We start from the raw sequence: 18,764 nt of genomic DNA, 5'->3' as shown, positions 1-18,764 counted from the left end.
GGGCAGACCGCGTCTCCGCCTGGACAGTTCAGCTTTTCGAGCTCTCGCCGGAAAGCGTCTCCAGGATCGGGCAATCGGGGCGATCGCCGCCGCGGCAACTGTTGGCAAGGTCGAGCAGCGTCGCGCGCATGGCGGCCAGCGCTTCAGCCTTGCGGCCCAGCTCATCCGCCCGCGCAAGGGCCAGCGCCTTCACATCGGCACTGCTGCGTTCTTCATCGCCCCACAGGCTCAGCAATTCGCGGATTTCCTCGATCGGAAATCCAAGGTCGCGAGCATTGGCTGCAAACTTCAGCCGGTGGACGTCGGCATCGGAATAGTCGCGATAGCCGCTGTCGCGTCGAGCGGGCGGCGGGATCAGACCGATCTTTTCGTAATGGCGGATCATCCTTTCGGAGACGCCGCTCTCGCGCGAGGCATGTCCGATATTCACAGCTTAACTCTATTGAGGCGCAAGGCATTGCTGACGACACTGACGGAGGACATCGCCATGGCCGCCGCCGCGATGACCGGCGAGAGCAATATCCCGAAAGCGGGATAGAGCACACCCGCTGCCACCGGCACACCCAGCGCATTGTAGAAGAAGGCGAAGAACAGGTTTTGCCGGATATTGGCCATGGTCTTCTGGCTCAGGCTCCTGGCGGTGACGATGCCCGTCAGGTCGCCCTTAAGCAGAGTCACCCCGGCGCTTTCCATCGCCACATCGGTGCCCGATCCCATCGCAATTCCGACATCGGCCGCCGCCAGCGCGGGCGCATCGTTGACTCCGTCGCCCGCCATCGCAACCACCGCGCCTTCCTCACGCAGCCGCGCGACGACTGCACTCTTGCGGTCGGGCAGCACGTCTGCCTCGACTTCCTCGATGCCGAGCCGCCGGGCCACGGCCTCAGCGGTCGTGCGGTTATCGCCGGTCATCATCACGATCCGGATGCCGGATTTCTTCAACGCCTTAAGCGCCTCAGGCGTACTCGCCTTTATCGGGTCCGCGATCGCGAGAACTCCCGCTACTTTGCCATCCACGGCCATGAAGATGGCGGTCGCCCCTTCGGAACGGAACTCTTCGGCGGAGGCTTCCAATGCCCCGATCCCGGCGCCCAATTCCTGCATGAAGCGGTCATTCCCCAGCGCCACCTTGTGGCTTTCGACCGTGCCGGACGTGCCCTTGCCCGTGGGTGCATCGAAATCCTGCACCTCGGGAATCGCAATCCCGCGCTCCAGCGCGGCATCAACGACAGCCCTGGCCAGCGGATGTTCGGACGGGCGCTCGATGGCGGCTGCGAGGCGCAGCAGCTCCGCTTCGTGATATCCCTCGCCCGCAACGATCCGCGTCAGTGCAGGCTTGCCTTCCGTCAGCGTTCCGGTCTTGTCGACCACCAGCGTATCGACCTTCTCCAGCAGCTCGAGCGCCGCGGCATCCTTGATCAGCACGCCGAGCGAAGCGCCGCGCCCCACGCCGACCATGATCGACATGGGCGTGGCGAGGCCCAGCGCGCAGGGACAGGCGATGATCAGCACCGCCACAGCCGCGACCAGGCCATAGGTGAAGCGCGGTTCCGGCCCCCAAATCGACCATGCGGCAAAAGCCAGCAAAGCGACCGCCAGCACGGCGGGCACGAACCAGCCCGCGACCTGGTCCGCCAGCCGCTGAATCGGCGCGCGCGAACGCTGCGCTTCCGCCACCATCTGGACGATGCGGGAGAGCATAGTGTCCCGCCCCACCGCTTCCGCGCGAATTACCAGCGCCCCGGTCTGATTGATCGTGCCGCCGATCACGCGGTCACCAACGTCCTTGGTCAAGGGCATGGATTCGCCGGTAACGAGCGCCTCGTCGAGCGTTGAATGACCCTCCTCCACCGCGCCATCGACAGGCACCTTTTCGCCCGGCCGGACCCTGAGCCGGTCCCCGACCATGACATCTTCAAGCGGCACTTCGGCTTCGCTGCCGTCATGGGCAATGCGTCGGGCGGTCTTGGGGGCGAGCCCAAGCAGCGCCTTGATCGCGCCGGAGGTGCGGTCGCGGGCGCGCAGTTCGAGGACTTGCCCCAGCAGTACGAGCACGATGATGACTGCAGAGGCCTCGAAATAGACCGGAACATGGCCGCCCGGTCCACGGAAAGCAGCCGGGAACAGCTGCGGCGCCATCAGCGCGATGACGCTGTAGAGCCAGGCTATACCCGTCCCCATCGCGATCAGAGTGAACATGTTGAGATTGCGGCTGACCAGTGAAGCCCAGCCGCGCTGGAAGAAGGGCGCACCGGCCCAGAGCACCACCGGCGTTGCCAGCGCGAACTGGACCCAGGCGGATATCTCCATCGGCATCAGCCGATGGATTGCCGGGAAGACATGGCCGCCCATCTCCAGGATGAAGACAGGTGCCGCGAGGACCAGCCCAATCCAGAAGCGGCGCGTCATGTCGATCAGCTCTTCATTGGGGCCGGCATCGGCGGTGGCGATTTCAGGCTCCAGCGCCATGCCGCAGATCGGGCAGGCCCCCGGATGATCTTGCCGGATTTCGGGGTGCATCGGGCAAGTCCAGATGGTCCCTTCGGGGAGAGGCTCTTGCTCGGCTTCGCTCGACGGATTCAGCCAGCGCTCCGGGTCGTCGCTGAATTTCGTCAGGCAGGAGGCGCTGCAGAAATGAAACTCCTGCCCTTGGTGATGCGCATGGTGCGGCGTTTCGGTAGGGTCGACCGACATGCCACAAACCGGGTCTGTCGCGGTGGCTGAGCTTTGATGCTGGCCATGCGCAGCACCATGCCCCAGACCATGTTGATGCCCGCATGAACCGTGTTCGTGATTCTGGCTTGTCATCGGCTTTCTCCTTTGCCGATACAACAAATGCACCTTAACACGATGTCAGAGTCAAGCGCGAACCCTGTTTGGCCGCAATGGATCGCCTGCCGGTCTAGTTTCCAGCCGCAACATCGCTATCATGCCTAAGCGGGCCGACGCCGCCAACCCATGCGCTCATGTCGACTTCATCCGAAACCTTCCACGGCACACCCGAACTGGTCAGGAACAGTTTCTCCATTTCGGGCCTTGTGAAGGGCCGCGATCCGAGCCGTCCGAACACCGCCATCTGGCCGCCGGTCTCATCCACCGCACGGTCACGGTCAAGCCCCTTGCTCATCGCCAGCGCCGGGCCCTTTGTCCTGGCCCAGGCGATCAACTCGGGCTTGGGTGCAGGCGAGAAGCCATAGAAATTGGGCTGGCTGTCAGGCGAGGTGAGCTGCAGCACCTTCATCCCGTTCACCCCGTCGGCGACATAGGCGAACAAGGTCGCATTGGTGCTGCCCACCACCACGTCTTCGGCATCGTTGAGCGTGCCGCCAAGCGTCTCTTTCGCATAGACCTTCGGTGAGAGCGGGCGCGTCACATCGAGGATCACCAGCCCGTCCTGCTTCGCCGCGACATAGGCATAGGTGCGCGCGATGTAGAGCCGCTGCGCATTGGCAAGCGCCACATCACCTTGCGGCATATGCACCGGATTGCGCAGATTGGTGACGTCGAACAGTCTTATGCCGCTGGCGTCCGTGACCCAGAGGTAGCGGAACTGGATCGCGCTCGCCCGCGCATCGTCAAGCTCGCGCACGGCAGCGACTTGCGGATCGAGCGGATCGGTCAGGTCGAGCACCACTAGCCCGCGCGCGGTGGTGATATAGGCAACCTCGCCCGCCAGCTGGATATGCTGCGCACCGTCCAGCACGCCGCCTTCGTTCCACGCCGTGCCGCCATTGGCAAAGGTGGCGCGCTTGAGCTTGTTGTTGCGGAAATTGCCATCGGCCAAGGTGTTGACATCGACCAGGATCAGACCCTCCTCGGAGTCACTGATCGCCGCATAATCGTAAATCGGCAGGAACGCCTGCTCCTGGTTCATCGCGCGGATTTCCGGCGTGTTGCGCGTCGGCGCGATTGGCTGGTTGGTCGCCAGCGCCATGCAGGTGGCATTCTTACTCTTCACATGCGTGTCATGGCCCAGCGCGCTGAAGGGCGCGGTTAGAATCCGCTCGGACACGCCCTTGTTGGCGATGGAGGCAACGTCATAGACACGGAAGCCGCCCTTCCCTTCCGCCACGAACATGTATTCGCCGCGCAATTGCAGGCAGCGGACCGCATCGCGTGTGCCCTCATGGACATTGGCGAATTGCTCGAAAGCCTTGGTTTCACCTGACAAATCTTCGTCGAAAGCCTTGCCGCGAGTCCAATCCTTGAGCTCGCGATCATTGCCCTCGACATGCATGCGCCAGTAATCGGGATAGGCATATTTGTGCAGATAGGAACCCAGCACCGCCTGCGGCTCGTCCCATTCGGTCACGCGGATCGCCTCGAAACCGTTTTCCTCGCCGACCCATGCGTTCATCCCCACGAAATTGACGAAATTGGTGCCGAGCAGCAGCAGCTGGCTCATGACCGCATTGTTGTCGTCATTCACCGAGAGGTGGCAATCGGTGCAGGTCTTGGTCTCTGTCTTGCGCACCGTATGCGGGAAATGTGGCGCAAAGGCCTGGCTGGAGAAGCCGCTCGCCGCAATCGGCGGCTGCTGCACATAGATCCGTTCGCGGTTTATGTTGGTCGAGCTCAGCACCAGCGCGCTGGTGCTGCGAACCGGAGCAATCTGGTTGCCCTTGGTGGTCTGGTGCTTGCCAAGCTGGAACATCTGATCGCGCGCCACCTGCGGATTGTAGGTCGCGAAATTGCGCGTGGTCTCACCCTCATAACGGTGCAGTTTCGACTTCCAGTTTGCTTCAATCGGAAGGTGGCAGCCACCGCATGAAGTGGTCCAGGAAAGGTGGCAGGTGAAGCACGCCATCTCGCCTTCCCTATGCGCACGATCGCCCTTCGCGACGCCCGGCCCGAAAGCGAAACTGCCGTCCTCAGCCCCCCATTTGCTCATCAGCTTGGCGCGCGCCGCCTTAGGATTGAAATGCGCGCTGTCCCGATCAACCGCTTCCTTGACGAGGCTCACTTCCCACTGGAGATCGGGATCGACGATCGATCTCTGGATCAGCACGCGCTCCCCATTGGCGTCTTCGCTCCATTCGAAGCGGCGCTTGCCATCGGGGTTGCGCAGCAGCGCAAGGTCGTGGCCCTTGGGCGGCGCGGCCGGCCCGCTGGTGCGGAGCGTGGGATATGCATCGGCGGTACCGTGACAATCGACGCAACCGATCTCGATTGCGTTGGCAACCTCGCCATAGATCAGCCCATTGCCATGGCTGTCCTGCGCATAGTGGCAATCTGCACATTGCATGCCCTTTTCGGCGTGGATGCTCATCATGTGCACCGACTTGCCCGGATTCACGCCCGGCTCGACAAACTTGCCTTCACCCTGTTTGCGCCATTTCTCGGGATCGTCGGGGCTGACGATCTTGCCATCGGCGTCGAGCAGGTTCCCTTCGCGATCGCGCTTCAGGATCGCGCGGAAGTTCCACCCGTGGCCATGGTAATCGGCGAACTGCGTATCCTTGAGCTCTGGGTTGAGGTCATAGACATTGCGCAGGAAGTCCAGATCCGCCCATTTGCCCTTGGGCGCGGCGCCTTCGGGATTGCGATCGAGCACAGCCCGAACCTCTTCAGCCGTCGGATATTTCTGCTCCTTCGGCCACATGAAGGGGGCATCGCTCTCGTAATCCCACATCGTGTAGCCGAGATAGCTGTTCAGGAAGATGTTGGGCTGGTGCATGTGGCAATTCATGCATTGCGCGGTCGGGATCGCGCGGGTGAAGGTGTGCCTCAGCGGGTGGCCTGATTCCTTGCGCGCACTATCGCTGTGCTGCTTGAGCGCGTGGCCACCTTCCGCCCCTCCAACAGAATCCGGCTCTTTCACCGCGCCGTGGCCTGAACCATGGCCTTCGTCATGGCTACCGGTGCGGCCGGTCTCGTAAAGCTGCGCAATCGTGGGATCGACGGTCACGCTCTGCCCGTCGCGGCCGTATTTGGCGTAGATCAGCGAGTGGCGCGGCTCGCGGTCATTGGCATAGACCACGTGACAGGCTGCGCAGCCGGAATGGCGATAGTCGCCCGGTTGGTCGTTTGTGCCCATGAACCACAAGAAAGGATCGTTGAGGCGCGTCTTGTGCAAATTGAGTACCGGGATCGCCACGCGCAGGCCCGTGCCCCGGGCGCGGTTCGACTGCTTGAGGTCCGGCCGGCCCGGCTCTTCCAGCCGCTGGATCGACCCGGTCGGATTGGGCAGGCCGATCTCCGCGAATTGCGAACCGATGTTGCGCCCGCCCCGCTCGAACACACGGAACACGTCCGCAGGCGGAACCACATGCCAGGTGGGCAGCGGATACATGGCGGCAAGCGCGCCGCGCGACTTCTCTGCATCGGTCACCGTGCCCGGCGTTCCGCCCGTTCCCGGGCTCTCGATCTTCGCCGCTTCACCTTCGCGCGTGTAGGCCTCGCCCAGGACGTAGTTCTTGTAGGGCAGGATGCCGTTGTTATAGGCCGCGCCGCCCCACAGCATCGCCCCGGTCGCCATTAGCGATCGCTCACCCGCCTCGATGATATCGAGATGGCAGGCACCGCAGGCTTCGCGCGCCACGCGCAAATCGCTGGGATTGACGAAGCGCACGAACTCGGGCGATTCATTGTTCAGCAGCGCATAGCTCTGCTTCGGATTGGCGGATGCGGGATAGTGCCAGCTTTCCGGAAATCTGGGTAGCACATGCGCCTTCTCGCGCGCGGCGACATAGAGCGGATCGTCATGTGCCAGGCTTGAATCGCCTGTGACCGTCACATCCCCGCCATGGCAATCGACGCAGCCGAGGTTGACTGCAGGCGTTTCATGCATGGTCGGCTGGTCGGTGCGGACATGGCAAGAGAGGCAACCATCCGACTTCGCCATCATATCCGCAACAGTCTGGCGCGCAGGGGCAGGCGGAGCGGTTACGCGGCTATAATCGCGCTCGACCGGCTTCTCTTCTTCGGAGGCCCGGCTGGTGCCCGAAATGACCAGCGTGACCCCGAAGGTCAGCATGGCGATCGCCAGAGCGAGAGAACGAATGATACGCATCAATAGGTCACGATCGCATTTGCCAGCACCGAGTAAAAAGTGCGGTCGTTGCCGAGGCTGTCAAACAGGTCGCGGAAGCCGTCGCCCGAAACAAGCGCGGCGGCGGAAAGGCGCAAGACGATATTCTGCGTGGCCTTGGGCCGCCAGATCGCAGCGGCGGAAAGGTCATAGCCTATATCCTTGGGGATCGACCCTTCGACGCGCAGTGCCTGCAGAGTCGATGTATCCTCGAACCACAGATGGTTGGCATTGGCGGAGACGCGCAGTTCGGGCGTCAGATCGAAATCTGCCCCTACCCCCAACAGCATGGTGCCCGGATTGTTGAAGTTCGACTGCCCCTCTTCCTTCGAGCTGCGCAGCGAATTGAGGATGCCGTTGCGCCCGTTCACCGCGACGGCGCGCCCGCCGCCGGCGAAGGGAATGGTCTGCCTTATCCAGTAGCTGGTGTCTGCTCCGGCGAAGATCGGATTCTCGAAGATCGCATCGAAACCGCCCTCTGTATCGTCATAGGGATCGCCATCGCCGCTGGCATAAAGGCCAGATAGGCGGAACCGCATCCAGTCATGGTCATAGCTCAGTTCGATTGCGCCGAACTGCGCGTTGATGTCCGCCGGGCGGTCTGTGAAGAAACTGTTGCGATCCTCGCCCAGCGCCCAATAGGCGCTAGCGGTCAAATTGATCCGACCGATCCGACCATCCGCATTGTAGCCGAGATAGATCACGTCGTAATCGCGCCCGCGCAAGGTACCGAGCAGCGCCGGGCGCACCGGGAAGCCGTTGTCGTCTATATGGACGTCGTTCCCCTCGCGGTTGCGATTATACACGACCGTCACCTGACTGGTGAGCGCAGGAATCAGGAAATCCTGGCGATAGGCATTGGCGACGAACACAAAGTCATCGCGCGGGCTCTGCAGAATTGCGTTGAGCCCGCTGTTGGTATCCTTCTCCAGTCGCCAGAAAGCGCCAAGATTATACTGGAAGCGATTGTTGTCGCGCGACCCGAAGAAGCGCAGGCCAAGCTGCTGGTCCTGAAACAGAAAACCGCGGAAATCGGACTGAAACGGCTGGATACCGAGCCGCAGGCTGTCGAAGTCGTAGCGCGCCGAGGTGTTGCGGATATGATAATCCAGAAACAGCTCCTGCACGCCCACGAAATGGTCACTGCGGTGACTCGGCTTTGACGGCTCGACAAACAAAACGCGCTTTTCAGGCACATCGACATAGTTGAAATTGAAAGCCAATGTCGCGCGATATTCGATCTCCGGCGGCTTGAAGGCGGTGCTGCCCTTCACCAGCGCCGCCCCCACTATGAAGGTCTGCGCAAAGACCGGGCTGAAGCTGTGGCCGAACACGTCGACACGGTTCGGGTCTTCCGTGGTCTGAACGCCCACGGGAATCGGGAAGGTGCGCGGTTCGAACACCGTATCGCTGACGGCATTGGCGATGAAGAACCAGTCATGGCCCTTGATCGGCAGCCACGGCACCTTGTCCGGATTGATCGGCCGGTCACCCTTGTAGGTGTTCTGGTGATAGGGATCGAACCAGCGTTCCTTCACCAGCCCCAGGCTCTGGATCAGGCGCCAGCGATCGGGAATCGGGATCTGGTCGGTCGGGAAGGCTTCAGGCGGTGGAGCGCGAACCGCGCCGGCGTTGGTCTGGTCGATCCGGTCGGGTAAGGGGTCAGTATAGTCGGGCCTGCGGCGACCTTCGATGATCTGCGGATCAACTGGCGGAAATGCTTCCGGGTCTGTCGACTGCTCGACCCAACCCTCATTTCTCTCTTCGCCCGCAGCCTCGTCTTGCGGCGCAGGTTCCTGCACCGGCTCGGCAGCAGGCGCGGCCTGCATCAACGCGAGCGGAAGGAGGAATGAAGCGGCCATTTACAGCCCCTCGCACACGTTCTGCGCGGGATCGTCGAGGAAGGGCGCAAAGGGGCAGTTGACATAGCGCAGCCGCACTTTCGCATCGCCCAGATCGACCACGATATTGTCCGCACGGATTGCCTTGGGCGCATTGGCGATTGTCCCGGTGCGCACCCCCGCGTTGTTGAGGCCGAGGAAGCTCGTCATGTCGTCCTGGTCGATTCCGTCGCCTGAAACGCCGATCCCGCCAACCAGAGTATTGCCGCGATAGACCGGCACCGAACCCGGGAAGATCTGGATACCGTTCGCAAGGCGCGGAGTGCCCGCAGGCGAATTGGGCAGTGCGGTGCAGCCCTGCGGCGTATCGGGATCGACACCGCCGCTGTTGATGAAGCCGAGATGCGCGACGATATTGCCCGCCACCAGATCGGTCTGCAGACCGACCGCGAAGGGGCTGAACTGCGAACTCTGCATCACCGAGAGCGGTCCCGGCGCACGGCCAACCTCTCCATCGGGGAAATATGGGCGAGAGAGATTGCCACCCGAACGGTCGGCAAAGGCGAAGGCGCCGGTCAAGGCATTGGGATCGCTCAGGAAATCGCGCAGGCGCTGGACATAGGCGGCGACTGTGGCGGGCCCCATGCTCAGCTCTTGCCCCGCCGTGGCGCTGGAGAAAAACGTCGCGGTGCGCGCCTTTTGCAAACTCACATCGGTGCCGAAGATCGGCCCATCGGGAGAGCGCACGATACCAAGCACCTGGCCATAGGTGTCGACCAGACTGACGGTCGCCTGCATCCGGCTGTCGAGCGGGCGGCGGATCTGTGCCCTTGAGCGCGACAATACCAGGAAGGCCTCTTCCAGGATCGCCCGTGCTTCAGCCGCAGTTATCGGCTGCGCGATGCTCCCACCGTCGGTACCGGCCCTCACGGGATAGCGCGGATTGCCGCTGCCATCGGTCAGGATATAGGCGTCGGGATTGTCGAACTCGGCAGCCGTCGCGCGGCGTACGCCCGATGCCTCGCTGCCATAGGTCACTCCGGCCTGGATCGTTCCATTGCTGTAACCGGGCACCGCCACCAGTCCGCCCGCCGGGCCATTCACGGCGCCAAAGCTGGTCTGCAGCGGGCCGAGATCGCTGACCGTCATATCGGTGAAGCGCAAGGAAGTGCCGTCGACATTGATCCGGTCCGCGGTAACATCCGGCGGCGGCGCGAAGCCCTGAATCCCCGCCAATGCGGCGGCCTCTTCATCATCGGAATCGGTGTCGAGAATGTTCGGATCGAAGCCGTAATCACCGTCACCTGCGACGCCGATCCCTCCCACGACCACGCCGTTCTTGTAGATCGGAAATCCGCCCGGATCGGCGGCAAGCCCAAGCGGAGAGCGCTTCGGCCCGATCAGCGCGCCGGGCCCGCCGCCTGCATTGTAGCGCGCGGAAAGGTCGGAACAGGGCAGTTGGCTGAATTGCACGCCGAACAGCGGGCCGCTCTCAAGCCCGACAGTGGTGGGCGCTGGCGGGAAATGTTGCTGCACGATCTGGCTCGCCGTGCGGCTGGAAAAGGCATTGCCGCCACTCGACAGGTAAGCCCCGGTGATGGCCTTGGCGATGGCCGCTGTGCTGGTCGGGACCATTGCGCCTTGCAGGCCCACTTCGGCACCCGCAGTCGCCGTACCGCCAATCGTCTCGCGGCTGACCGTGGTCATTGCCGGGCTACCGTTCATCGCGAATACGGCCAGCACATTGCCGACCCGGTCGACCACGGCGATGGTCGCAGGCAGACCGCGCGCCTGAGCCTCACCCACCGCCTGCGCCAGTATCTGCTGCACTTCCGCGACTGAAAGCGATTCCGCCGCCGGATCGGCAAATACCCGCCCGGATGCGGGCGGCGTAGGTGTAGGAGCGGGAGTGCCGCCGGTGGGCGCAGGCGCATTGCTGCCTCCCCCGCCACAGGATGCCAGCGCCAGTGCCAGTGCGGCGACGAGGCTGACCGGCGCTCGCGCGAAATCCCGCATCAACGCAGCGCCCCCACTGCTGACGCTGCCTGTCCCAGGGCCTGGCGGAACTCAGCCGGGCGGTAGGAGTTGGGCGCGCTCACTGCGGCATAGGCACGGTTGATATTGGCGCGAATACCCGCTGCCGCACCCACGGTCACGCGGCCTTCACGCACCAGTGCGTTGAGCAAGGTATCGACCGCCATTACCGCCTGGACCGACCCTGCATAATCGGTGAAACGCGGGCGCGTTGCCTTGCCAGCGATACTGGCGATAACTGTGAAAGCGTCATTGCCGTCATAGCCGCGCGCGGCGAGCGCATCGGACAGGCTGGCCGCCTTTCCGCGCAGCGCGACCGCCGCTTCCTGGCTGGCGCTGCGCCCCTTGCCCATCGCGCCGTGGAAGTCGCGGCTCGCGGCGAGGAAACCCTCGGCCTGCGATGGCGCCAGCGCACGCGCAACAGCGGAGAGCGTGATGATGTTTTCATCGTTGAAGGGCGGATTGCCGAATGGGATCGGGCGTCCGGGATTGGATTCGAACGTCAGCTTGCGCCGCGGCCCGTCGGTGATTGCGCGATGACAGCTGTGGCAATCGTAGAAATAGAGCTGTGGGAAGATACCCTTCATCCCATAGTCGGGGCGGGCGAAGAGATCGGTGGCGCGGCGAACCGCCTCGGCCTGTCCCACCGCCCATAGCCTTACGCTGTCACTGCGAGGCTTGCGGTCGAGATAGTCATCATCCTCGTCATGATGCTGCTGGAGCGCGGAAAACAGATCGAGCTCGAAGCTGATGCGCGGATGACCCGCCGCCATCATCGAGTGAGTGACGAACTGGCCTGTCTTGGTGCTACCATAATGGCAATCGAGGCAGACCCGCGCGCGGACCTGCGGGTTTTCGAGCGGAACCAGCCCGTTCGCGACGTTGGATGCATGCGTAGCAGGCTTGGCATAGTGCAACGCCAGCCAGCCGCCGGATGGCCCGTGGCAGCTCTCGCAGCCAACGCCGTCGCTCGTGTGGAAGCGCGCGCCGCGCTGGCTCTCGGGCACAAAGGTCGCATGGCAACCAAGGCACGCCTGAGCAGAAGTCGCAGCGCCCAGCCCCAGGCTCTGAGCGATTTGGCGTCCGCGCGGGCTGGCCAGCACGGCATAGGCACGGCTGTGCGATCCGCTAGCGGCGCTTGGTTCCTGCCAGGTCGCGATCTCGTCCTGCCGCACGACCGCACCATTGCCTTCCGCACGGCCGTGGCAAGTCGATCCGGCACAGGTCGCCACGCCTTCATATCGTACGCCCGGCGATTGCGCGCGCGCATCCTCAGGCCCGATACCGCCTGCCGCATAGAGCAATGCGGTGAACGCCAGCAGCGTCGCCAGTGCGGCAAGAATTGTTGGCGTCATGCGCGGAGCAAGGCTTGCTCCCCCGCGACCCGACGGAATTCGACCGAACACAGCGATCATGCGCCTCCCTGTCACCACCGGCCAGCCACCGGTTGTCCGCCCACCTAGGGCCGATCAGCAGTTCCGGGCCATTGCGAATGACCCACTTGTGCGCCCCGTCGATTCTCTCGCATCATTCCCCGGCAAAGCCAAGGTTGCGCTGGACCCTTTTATCCTTCTTCGTTTTCCAGAGCCTGCGCGAGCAGGTCCAACTGTATCGTGCAGCCTTCTGCGATCAAGGCATCAGCAGTGCCTTCGGGTTGATCCGAAGCTTCGACCACGGCGAAACGCACTGTCGTCGCCTCCGACGCGTCAGGCCCGCTGATCCTGTATTCGCTGCCCGCTTCCAGCTTCAGCCGCTCGCTGTCCAGTCGGCGCACCATCACACCGTCCCCGAAGGTCACATGGTGGTGATAGTCGCTGCCCGCCGGGCGCAGGATATAGGTCTCTTCGCCTTCCGTCCTGGGCCGCCACAGCTTTACGTCTTCCAGGGCAGGCACACAGACAGTGCCGGACTTGGTCACATCGACATACCAGAGGTTGGGACTGCGCACTTCGCCTTCGCCTGCCCGCGCGGCGCCCGTTCGGACCCGCAAGGCCGAGCTCTGCCGTGTGAGTTGCGAGAAACGGATGCGCGTATTCGCACCACGCGCACCGGCGCGATAGGTGCCCGGGCCGCGCAGCACGCGCGTTCCCGATTCGTTGAGCACCGTGACCTCGTCACCTTCGTTCAGCGTGATCCGGTCATTGTCGCCGACTTTTTTGCCGACCGGATAGCTATCGGCAGATGGGCCCGATGACTTGACGACCACCCCCGCCATTGCGGGCGCAGCCGCCACCATCGCGGCGGTCGCCAGCGCCACCGTGAAAGTCTGCTTGATCCTGCTATCCCAGAACATAGGCCCCCTCGTCGCCTAGATTGCCGACCCGGTATATCAGATTCTTCAAGGCCTTGTCAGCCTCATTGCGGGCTAAAATTGCCTGCAGGGTCGCAAGCGCCTGATCCCGGTGGGAAGCTAACATGGCTAACGCCTCGGCCAACGCCATGCGGTCCGCTTCGTCGAAATCGGGCGCGGGCTCCATCAGTTCAACCGGCCTGGCACGGCCGCGCAACACCACCTTGCCCATCGGCCGCCACCATTCGAGCGTGGTCTTTTCGGCAAACTCGCGGCTCGCCATCACCGAGGAATCGAGCGCCTTGTTGGCCGCCTCCAGCCGCGCGGCGGTGTTCATGCTGTCGCCAAGGGCAGTGTACTGGATGCGATTCTCTCCGCCGAAATTGCCGACCACCGCTTCGCCGAAATGCAGGCCCACGCGGGTCTTGCCGACGGGTGGCAGCGAAGGGTCCAGTTCGGCCACCCATTTGCGGAAATCTTCGCCAGCCTGCCAGATCGCATAGCCAGCCTTTGCCGCGCGATCGGCATCGTCGGGTCGGGCGATCGGCGCACCCCAGAACGCCACCACCGCATCGCCGACGAATTTGTCAATCACGCCGCCATGGTCGAGCACGACCTTGCTCAGCATTTCGAGATAGCGATTGAGCACTTTGGCAACCTGCTCCGGCGTCATCGCGTGGCTCATCTTGGTGAAGCCTTCGAGGTCGGAGAACAGGACATAGATCTGCTTCTTTTCGCCATGCAGGCTGAGCAGACCGGGCTTGTCAATGATCTCTCGCGCCATTTCCTTGGGCAAATATTTGCCCAGCGCACCTTGCGCGAAATTGCGCTGCACCGCACCCGAAGCGCGTGCCGCAGCGGTTACGGCTGCAAAGGCGAGCACCCAGCCCACGATCCAGCCTGCGGCGGGCACGCCATAGGTGTCTATCCCGCGCCACTGCATCGAAAACGGGACACCCACCAGAATGGCGATCGCAATGCCGATCAGCGGGTATATCCGCCAATTGCTGAACTCGAGCAATGCGGTAAGCGTGGCCGTGACGATCATCAGCACTGCCAGCACCCACAGGTTGAGCCCCGGCAAGCTCGGCATGCGTTTCCCGTCGAGCATTTGCGCGATCATATGCGCGTGAACCGCCATTCCTGGCGGAATCTCGTCGTTGTAAGCCGTGAGCGAGGTCGGAACTCGATCGATATCGACCAGATCGGCGCCAATGATGACATAGCGGCCCCGAACACTCGATTCGAGCAAAGCCGCAGCTTCTGGAATCGCCAAAAGATCCGGATCGGTGAAAGTGTCGATCGCAAGTTCGTTGAACAATGGTTCGACCGGGGCACGTTCGGCTTCGGGGTTGGCCGCAGCCTGTTGCTCTTCCTCTTCGCACCTTCCGCAGATGCGATAAGCGATCGAGCCCTCATAGCCCGGAAGTGTGCGCGCACCTTCGCCCGCGGCCTGCAACATTGCCCGGCCCAGGACCGGAGGCAGATCGGGCTCGATCGTCGGCCAACGCCGGGTAACACCATCGGCGTCGCTCAACCGGATGCTGGCGGGGAAGGCGTTGCTTCCTTCCAGCGCGGCCAGGAACTCTTCAAGATAGACCTGCTGATCGTAGGTGATGTCGTATTCATTGGTCGCGATATTCGCATAGGCGACTGCTGTCGGCGTACGCATATTGCGCAAGGCCTCGACCAGTTCCGCGTCTTCATCCTGCACCTGGTCAAACAATATATCGACGCCGATTGCCTTCGCGCCCATCGTATCGATCGTCTTGAGCGCATCAATGAGCACGCTTCGGGGCAAAGGCGATCGCTTGCGCGCATTGATCAGCGTTTGTTCGTTATAGGCGACCATCAGCAGGCGTTCGTCCTGCTCGACCCGCTCCGCAAAGACGAAGCTGCGCAAGTCGAAAAGACCGCGCTCGGCATCACCCGTGATCGGCAGCGCCCAGCTATAGCGCGCTATCAGCACCGCAATCAGGACCATCACCGCGGTGAAGACAAGCCGCTGCGGCCCGGCCTCGCGCACATTGCGCCAGCCGCGGGTGATGAAATTACCGCTCTCGGATATGTCCGAGTCCATTGCACTCCCCTGGGACCCGGAGGGAGGAAAGCGTGTTCGCGCCGCCAAATCAAGGCGCTGGCACGATTATTCGGTGGGCGGTGTCCACGCAAGGACAGGCTTGCGCGCGGCCTGCGTCTCGTCCAGCCGACGACGCGGCGCGAAATAAGGCGCCTGTTTCATGCTCTCGTCACCCGCCAGCGCACGCTCGGCCACACCGCGTAGCGCAGCGATGAACTGGTCGAGGCTGGCCTTGCTCTCGGTCTCGGTCGGCTCGATCAGCATCGCGCCATGCACCACCAGCGGGAAATACATAGTCATCGGATGATAACCCTCGTCGATCAGCGCCTTGGCAAGGTCCAGCGTTGAGAGCCCGTCGCCAAAGCCCTGATCGCCAAACAGTGCCTCGTGCATGCACGGGCCGCTCGCGGCAAAGGGCGCGTCGAGCAAATCTTCCAGGCTGCGCAGGATGTAATTGGCGTTGAGCACCGCATCTTCCGCCACTTGCCTGAGGCCGTCCGCCCCGTGGCTGAGGATATAGGCAAGCGCGCGGGTGAACATGCCCATCTGGCCATTGAACGCCGCCATGCGCCCGAAAGCCTGCGTATGGCCGAACTCCTCCGCATTATCCTCTTCGACGAGATGCACCACGCCATCCTTCGTGCGCGCGGTAAAGGGCAGCGGGCCGAATGGACACAGCGCCTCCGACAGAACGACCGGGCCGGAGCCGGGTCCGCCACCGCCATGCGGGGTCGAGAAGGTCTTGTGCAAATTGATGTGCATCGCATCGACGCCAAGATCGCCCGGACGCACCTTGCCGACGATGGCGTTGAAATTGGCCCCATCGCAATAGACGAAGCCGCCTGCCGCGTGCACCGCGTCCGAAATGGCCTTCATCTCGCGCTCGAACAATCCGCAGGTGTTGGGGTTGGTAATCATCACGCCTGCAACGTCCGGCCCGAGCCGTGCCTTCAGAGCCTCGAGGTTGACGCGGCCTTCATCTGTCGCGGGGATATTCTCGACCCGGTATCCGGCAAATGCGGCAGTGGCAGGATTGGTGCCATGCGCGCTTTCAGGCACCAGAATCACTTCACGCGCATCGCCGCGCGCTTCCAGCGCCGCACGAATGCAGAGGATACCGCACAGCTCGCCATGCGCACCCGCCTTGGGGCTCATCGCCACGCCCTGCATCCCGGTCAGTTCGATCAGCCAGAATGCCAGCTCGTTGATGACTTCCAGCGCGCCGCGCACCGTATCGACCGGCTGCAAGGGATGGACATCGGCGAAGCCAGGCATCCGCGCGACCTTCTCGTTGAGGCGCGGATTGTGCTTCATGGTGCAGCTGCCAAGCGGGAACAGGCCGAGATCGATGGCATAGTTCTGGCGGCTGAGGCGGGTGTAGTGCCGCATCGCCTCGGGCTCGGTCAGGCCGGGCAGGCCGATCGCATCGGCGCGATCGAAGCCGCCAAGGCGATTGGGGCCGGAATGAGGTTCGGGCAGGTCAACACCGGTTTCATCGGCATGGCCGATCTCGAACAGCAAAGGCTCTTCCAGCATCAGCGCGCGGTTTCCGGTCACAGTCGCCGGGCCAGCTTGCCCGCTGCCCTCGCCTGCATTCATCTCGGGCTTCCACCCGCTCTTGTTGGGAGCGTTCATGGCAACACCTCCTCAAGAGTGGAAGCCAAGGCTTCGATATCCTCTTCGCTGGTCGTCTCGGTCACCGCGACCAGCAAGCCGCCAGCCAGATTGGCCTCGTCAGGATAAAGCCTGCCGAGCGATACGCCCGCCAGCACGCCCTTGTCCGCCAGCTTGCGCACGATGTCGCGCGCATCGCCATCGATCAGCACAGTGAACTCGTTGAAGAATGCGTCATTGAGGACGGTAACGCCCGGAACCTTCGCCAGCCGTTCGGCAGCCATGCAGGCCATGCGGTGGTTCTCCGCGGCGAGCCGCCGCAGCCCTTTCTCGCCAAGCAAGGTCATATGGACACTGAAGGCGAGCGCGCAGAGGCCCGAATTGGTGCAGATATTGCTCGTCGCCTTCTCGCGCCGGATATGCTGTTCGCGGGTCGAAAGCGTCAGAACATAACCGCGCTTGCCCTCCGCATCCTGCGTCTCGCCGCATAGGCGGCCGGGCATCTGGCGGACATGCTTGGGGTCGCGCACTGCAAAGAGGCCAAGGTAGGGCCCGCCAAATTGCAGGCCCACACCGATCGCCTGCCCTTCGCCGACCACGATATCGGCACCCAGCTCGCCGGGCGACTTGATCGCGCCCAGCGCCACCGGCTCGGTGTTGACGGCGACCAGCAGCGCACCCTTTGCATGAGCCGCCTCGGCAATCTCCGCGAGATTGGGGATGCGCCCAAGGATGTCGGGATATTGCACCACGACACAGGCGGTCTCGTCATCGATCCGCGCGATCAGCCCTTCATTGTCGGGCTGCGGCGAAAGGCTTGGCAAGGCGCCCGCGATCTCGTCGCCGGTGAACTTCGCCATGGTCCGAATGGTTCCGGCATAGTGCGGATGGAGCGCGCCGGAGAGCACGGCTTTCTTGCGGCGCGTGATGCGCGTCGTCATCGCCACTGCCTCCCAGCAAGCGGTCGAGCCGTCATACATCGAGGCATTGGCGACCGCGCAGCCATAGAGCCGCGCGACCTGCGTCTGGAACTCGAACAGCATCTGCAGCGTGCCCTGCGCGATTTCGGGCTGGTAAGGCGTATAGGCGGTCAGGAACTCGCCGCGCTGGATGATGTGATCGACGCTGGCAGGAATGTGATGGCGATAGGCCCCTGCCCCCAGGAAGAACGGCGCATCGGCTGCCGCTAGGTTCTTCTTCGACAGCGCGCGCATGTGCCGCTCGACCGCCATTTCGCTGGCGTGCATCGGCAAGCCGTGGATCGGGCCGGAGAGCCGCGCATCTTCGGGAACGTCGACGAACAGATCGTCGATATGGGCCGCGCCGACCTTGGCGAGCATTTCACCGCGGTCGGCATCAGTTAGTGGCAGGTAACGCATGATCTAATTACCTCAAAAATCTGAAAATGCTCGGATCCCAATCGGGTCCAAGGTGCCGCACCGGTCCAAACAATGGCTCCACGATTGGGCATCAACTGTCGCTGTCAAGATGATCCGCTCGCCCAAGAAAAGCTTGGCCGCTTCATCAAATTCACCATTTCCGCCGATGCCTACTAGATGCACTGCGAGCGCTTCATCACACCGCTCTCCCGGACAACCAAAATAAACTAGATCGCGCTCAGCTTTGGTAGCCACCATATGGCATTCCAGATCCTGACATTGAACAAGCCATCCAGAGACTTGCACGACTTTACCATCCCATGACTGGGGGTTTTCCGCGATCTCGCTTAGTTCGACGATGCCTTCGTTGGCAGTTCCACATGAACTTGTCGGCAATGCCATCAAAAGACAGGCTGCCCAGATCAACGGCGAACGCATAAGAGACTATCGACAAAGGCCTTGTATCCGGCCTCGTCCATCAACCCTTCGAGCTGCG

General features: G+C 62.9%; 11 protein-coding genes. All 11 read right to left on the bottom strand.

The window, feature by feature from the left end; genetic code table 11:
- Nucleotides 1-28: 28 nt before the first annotated feature.
- The 11 genes from cueR to ACQY6C_RS03320 all read right to left on the bottom strand — a co-directional run bounded on the left by cueR (nucleotide 29) and on the right by ACQY6C_RS03320 (nucleotide 18,670).
- Nucleotides 29-430 (bottom strand): Cu(I)-responsive transcriptional regulator, encoded by a 402-nt coding sequence (gene cueR, locus ACQY6C_RS03370; RefSeq protein WP_427964696.1) that lies wholly within the window; start codon nucleotides 428-430, stop codon nucleotides 29-31.
- A complete protein-coding gene (locus tag ACQY6C_RS03365) occupies nucleotides 427-2,808 on the bottom strand; it encodes a heavy metal translocating P-type ATPase (RefSeq protein ID WP_427964693.1) in 2,382 nt (793 codons plus the stop codon). Before ACQY6C_RS03365 ends, cueR begins: the two co-directional genes overlap by 4 nt.
- A gap of 94 nt (nucleotides 2,809-2,902) precedes the next feature.
- Nucleotides 2,903-6,976: a multiheme c-type cytochrome gene (locus tag ACQY6C_RS03360; protein WP_427964782.1), complete on the bottom strand. Its 4,074-nt coding sequence runs from the start codon at nucleotides 6,974-6,976 to the stop codon at nucleotides 2,903-2,905.
- Between the two features lie 35 nt (nucleotides 6,977-7,011).
- Complete coding sequence (locus tag ACQY6C_RS03355) at nucleotides 7,012-8,892, bottom strand: hypothetical protein (protein WP_427964690.1); 1,881 nt, start codon at nucleotides 8,890-8,892, stop codon at nucleotides 7,012-7,014.
- Nucleotides 8,893-10,887 carry a heme-binding protein gene (locus tag ACQY6C_RS03350; RefSeq protein ID WP_427964687.1) on the bottom strand — a complete coding sequence of 665 codons (1,995 nt, stop codon included), beginning with the start codon at nucleotides 10,885-10,887 and terminating at the stop codon, nucleotides 8,893-8,895. It abuts the gene before it with no gap.
- Nucleotides 10,887-12,260, bottom strand: coding sequence for a multiheme c-type cytochrome (locus tag ACQY6C_RS03345; protein WP_427964685.1), 1,374 nt, complete (start codon nucleotides 12,258-12,260; stop codon nucleotides 10,887-10,889). Before ACQY6C_RS03345 ends, ACQY6C_RS03350 begins: the two co-directional genes overlap by 1 nt.
- A 209-nt stretch (nucleotides 12,261-12,469) precedes the next feature.
- A complete protein-coding gene (locus tag ACQY6C_RS03340) occupies nucleotides 12,470-13,198 on the bottom strand; it encodes a hypothetical protein (RefSeq protein ID WP_427964682.1) in 729 nt (242 codons plus the stop codon).
- Complete coding sequence (locus ACQY6C_RS03335) at nucleotides 13,185-15,275, bottom strand: CHASE2 domain-containing protein (RefSeq protein WP_427964680.1); 2,091 nt, start codon at nucleotides 15,273-15,275, stop codon at nucleotides 13,185-13,187. The genes ACQY6C_RS03340 and ACQY6C_RS03335 overlap by 14 nt, the downstream gene beginning before the upstream one ends.
- A 66-nt stretch (nucleotides 15,276-15,341) precedes the next feature.
- The gene (gcvPB, locus tag ACQY6C_RS03330; RefSeq protein ID WP_427964678.1) at nucleotides 15,342-16,910 is read right to left on the bottom strand and encodes an aminomethyl-transferring glycine dehydrogenase subunit GcvPB; all 1,569 of its coding nucleotides are present in this window, start codon (nucleotides 16,908-16,910) and stop codon (nucleotides 15,342-15,344) included.
- Nucleotides 16,907-18,268 (bottom strand): aminomethyl-transferring glycine dehydrogenase subunit GcvPA, encoded by a 1,362-nt coding sequence (gene gcvPA / locus ACQY6C_RS03325; RefSeq protein ID WP_427964676.1) that lies wholly within the window; start codon nucleotides 18,266-18,268, stop codon nucleotides 16,907-16,909. Before gcvPA ends, gcvPB begins: the two co-directional genes overlap by 4 nt.
- A 12-nt stretch (nucleotides 18,269-18,280) precedes the next feature.
- Nucleotides 18,281-18,670: a hypothetical protein gene (locus ACQY6C_RS03320; RefSeq protein ID WP_427964674.1), complete on the bottom strand. Its 390-nt coding sequence runs from the start codon at nucleotides 18,668-18,670 to the stop codon at nucleotides 18,281-18,283.
- Nucleotides 18,671-18,764: the final 94 nt, after the last annotated feature.

Source organism: Altererythrobacter sp. (assembly GCF_050299635.1).
Classification (GTDB): Bacteria; Pseudomonadota; Alphaproteobacteria; order Sphingomonadales; family Sphingomonadaceae; genus Erythrobacter.
This window is presented reverse-complemented; position numbering and strand designations above follow the sequence as displayed.

Coding starts and splice junctions, on each gene's coding strand:
- ACQY6C_RS03365 (WP_427964693.1), bottom strand. CDS start 2,808: ATGACAAGCCAGAATCACGAACACGGTTCATGCGGGCATCAACATGGT.
- ACQY6C_RS03360 (WP_427964782.1), bottom strand. CDS start 6,976: ATGCTGACCTTCGGGGTCACGCTGGTCATTTCGGGCACCAGCCGGGCC.
- ACQY6C_RS03355 (WP_427964690.1), bottom strand. CDS start 8,892: ATGGCCGCTTCATTCCTCCTTCCGCTCGCGTTGATGCAGGCCGCGCCT.
- ACQY6C_RS03350 (WP_427964687.1), bottom strand. CDS start 10,887: ATGCGGGATTTCGCGCGAGCGCCGGTCAGCCTCGTCGCCGCACTGGCA.
- ACQY6C_RS03345 (WP_427964685.1), bottom strand. CDS start 12,260: ATGACGCCAACAATTCTTGCCGCACTGGCGACGCTGCTGGCGTTCACC.
- ACQY6C_RS03340 (WP_427964682.1), bottom strand. CDS start 13,198: ATGTTCTGGGATAGCAGGATCAAGCAGACTTTCACGGTGGCGCTGGCG.
- ACQY6C_RS03335 (WP_427964680.1), bottom strand. CDS start 15,275: ATGGACTCGGACATATCCGAGAGCGGTAATTTCATCACCCGCGGCTGG.
- gcvPB (WP_427964678.1), bottom strand. CDS start 16,910: ATGAACGCTCCCAACAAGAGCGGGTGGAAGCCCGAGATGAATGCAGGC.
- gcvPA (WP_427964676.1), bottom strand. CDS start 18,268: ATGCGTTACCTGCCACTAACTGATGCCGACCGCGGTGAAATGCTCGCC.
- ACQY6C_RS03320 (WP_427964674.1), bottom strand. CDS start 18,670: ATGGCATTGCCGACAAGTTCATGTGGAACTGCCAACGAAGGCATCGTC.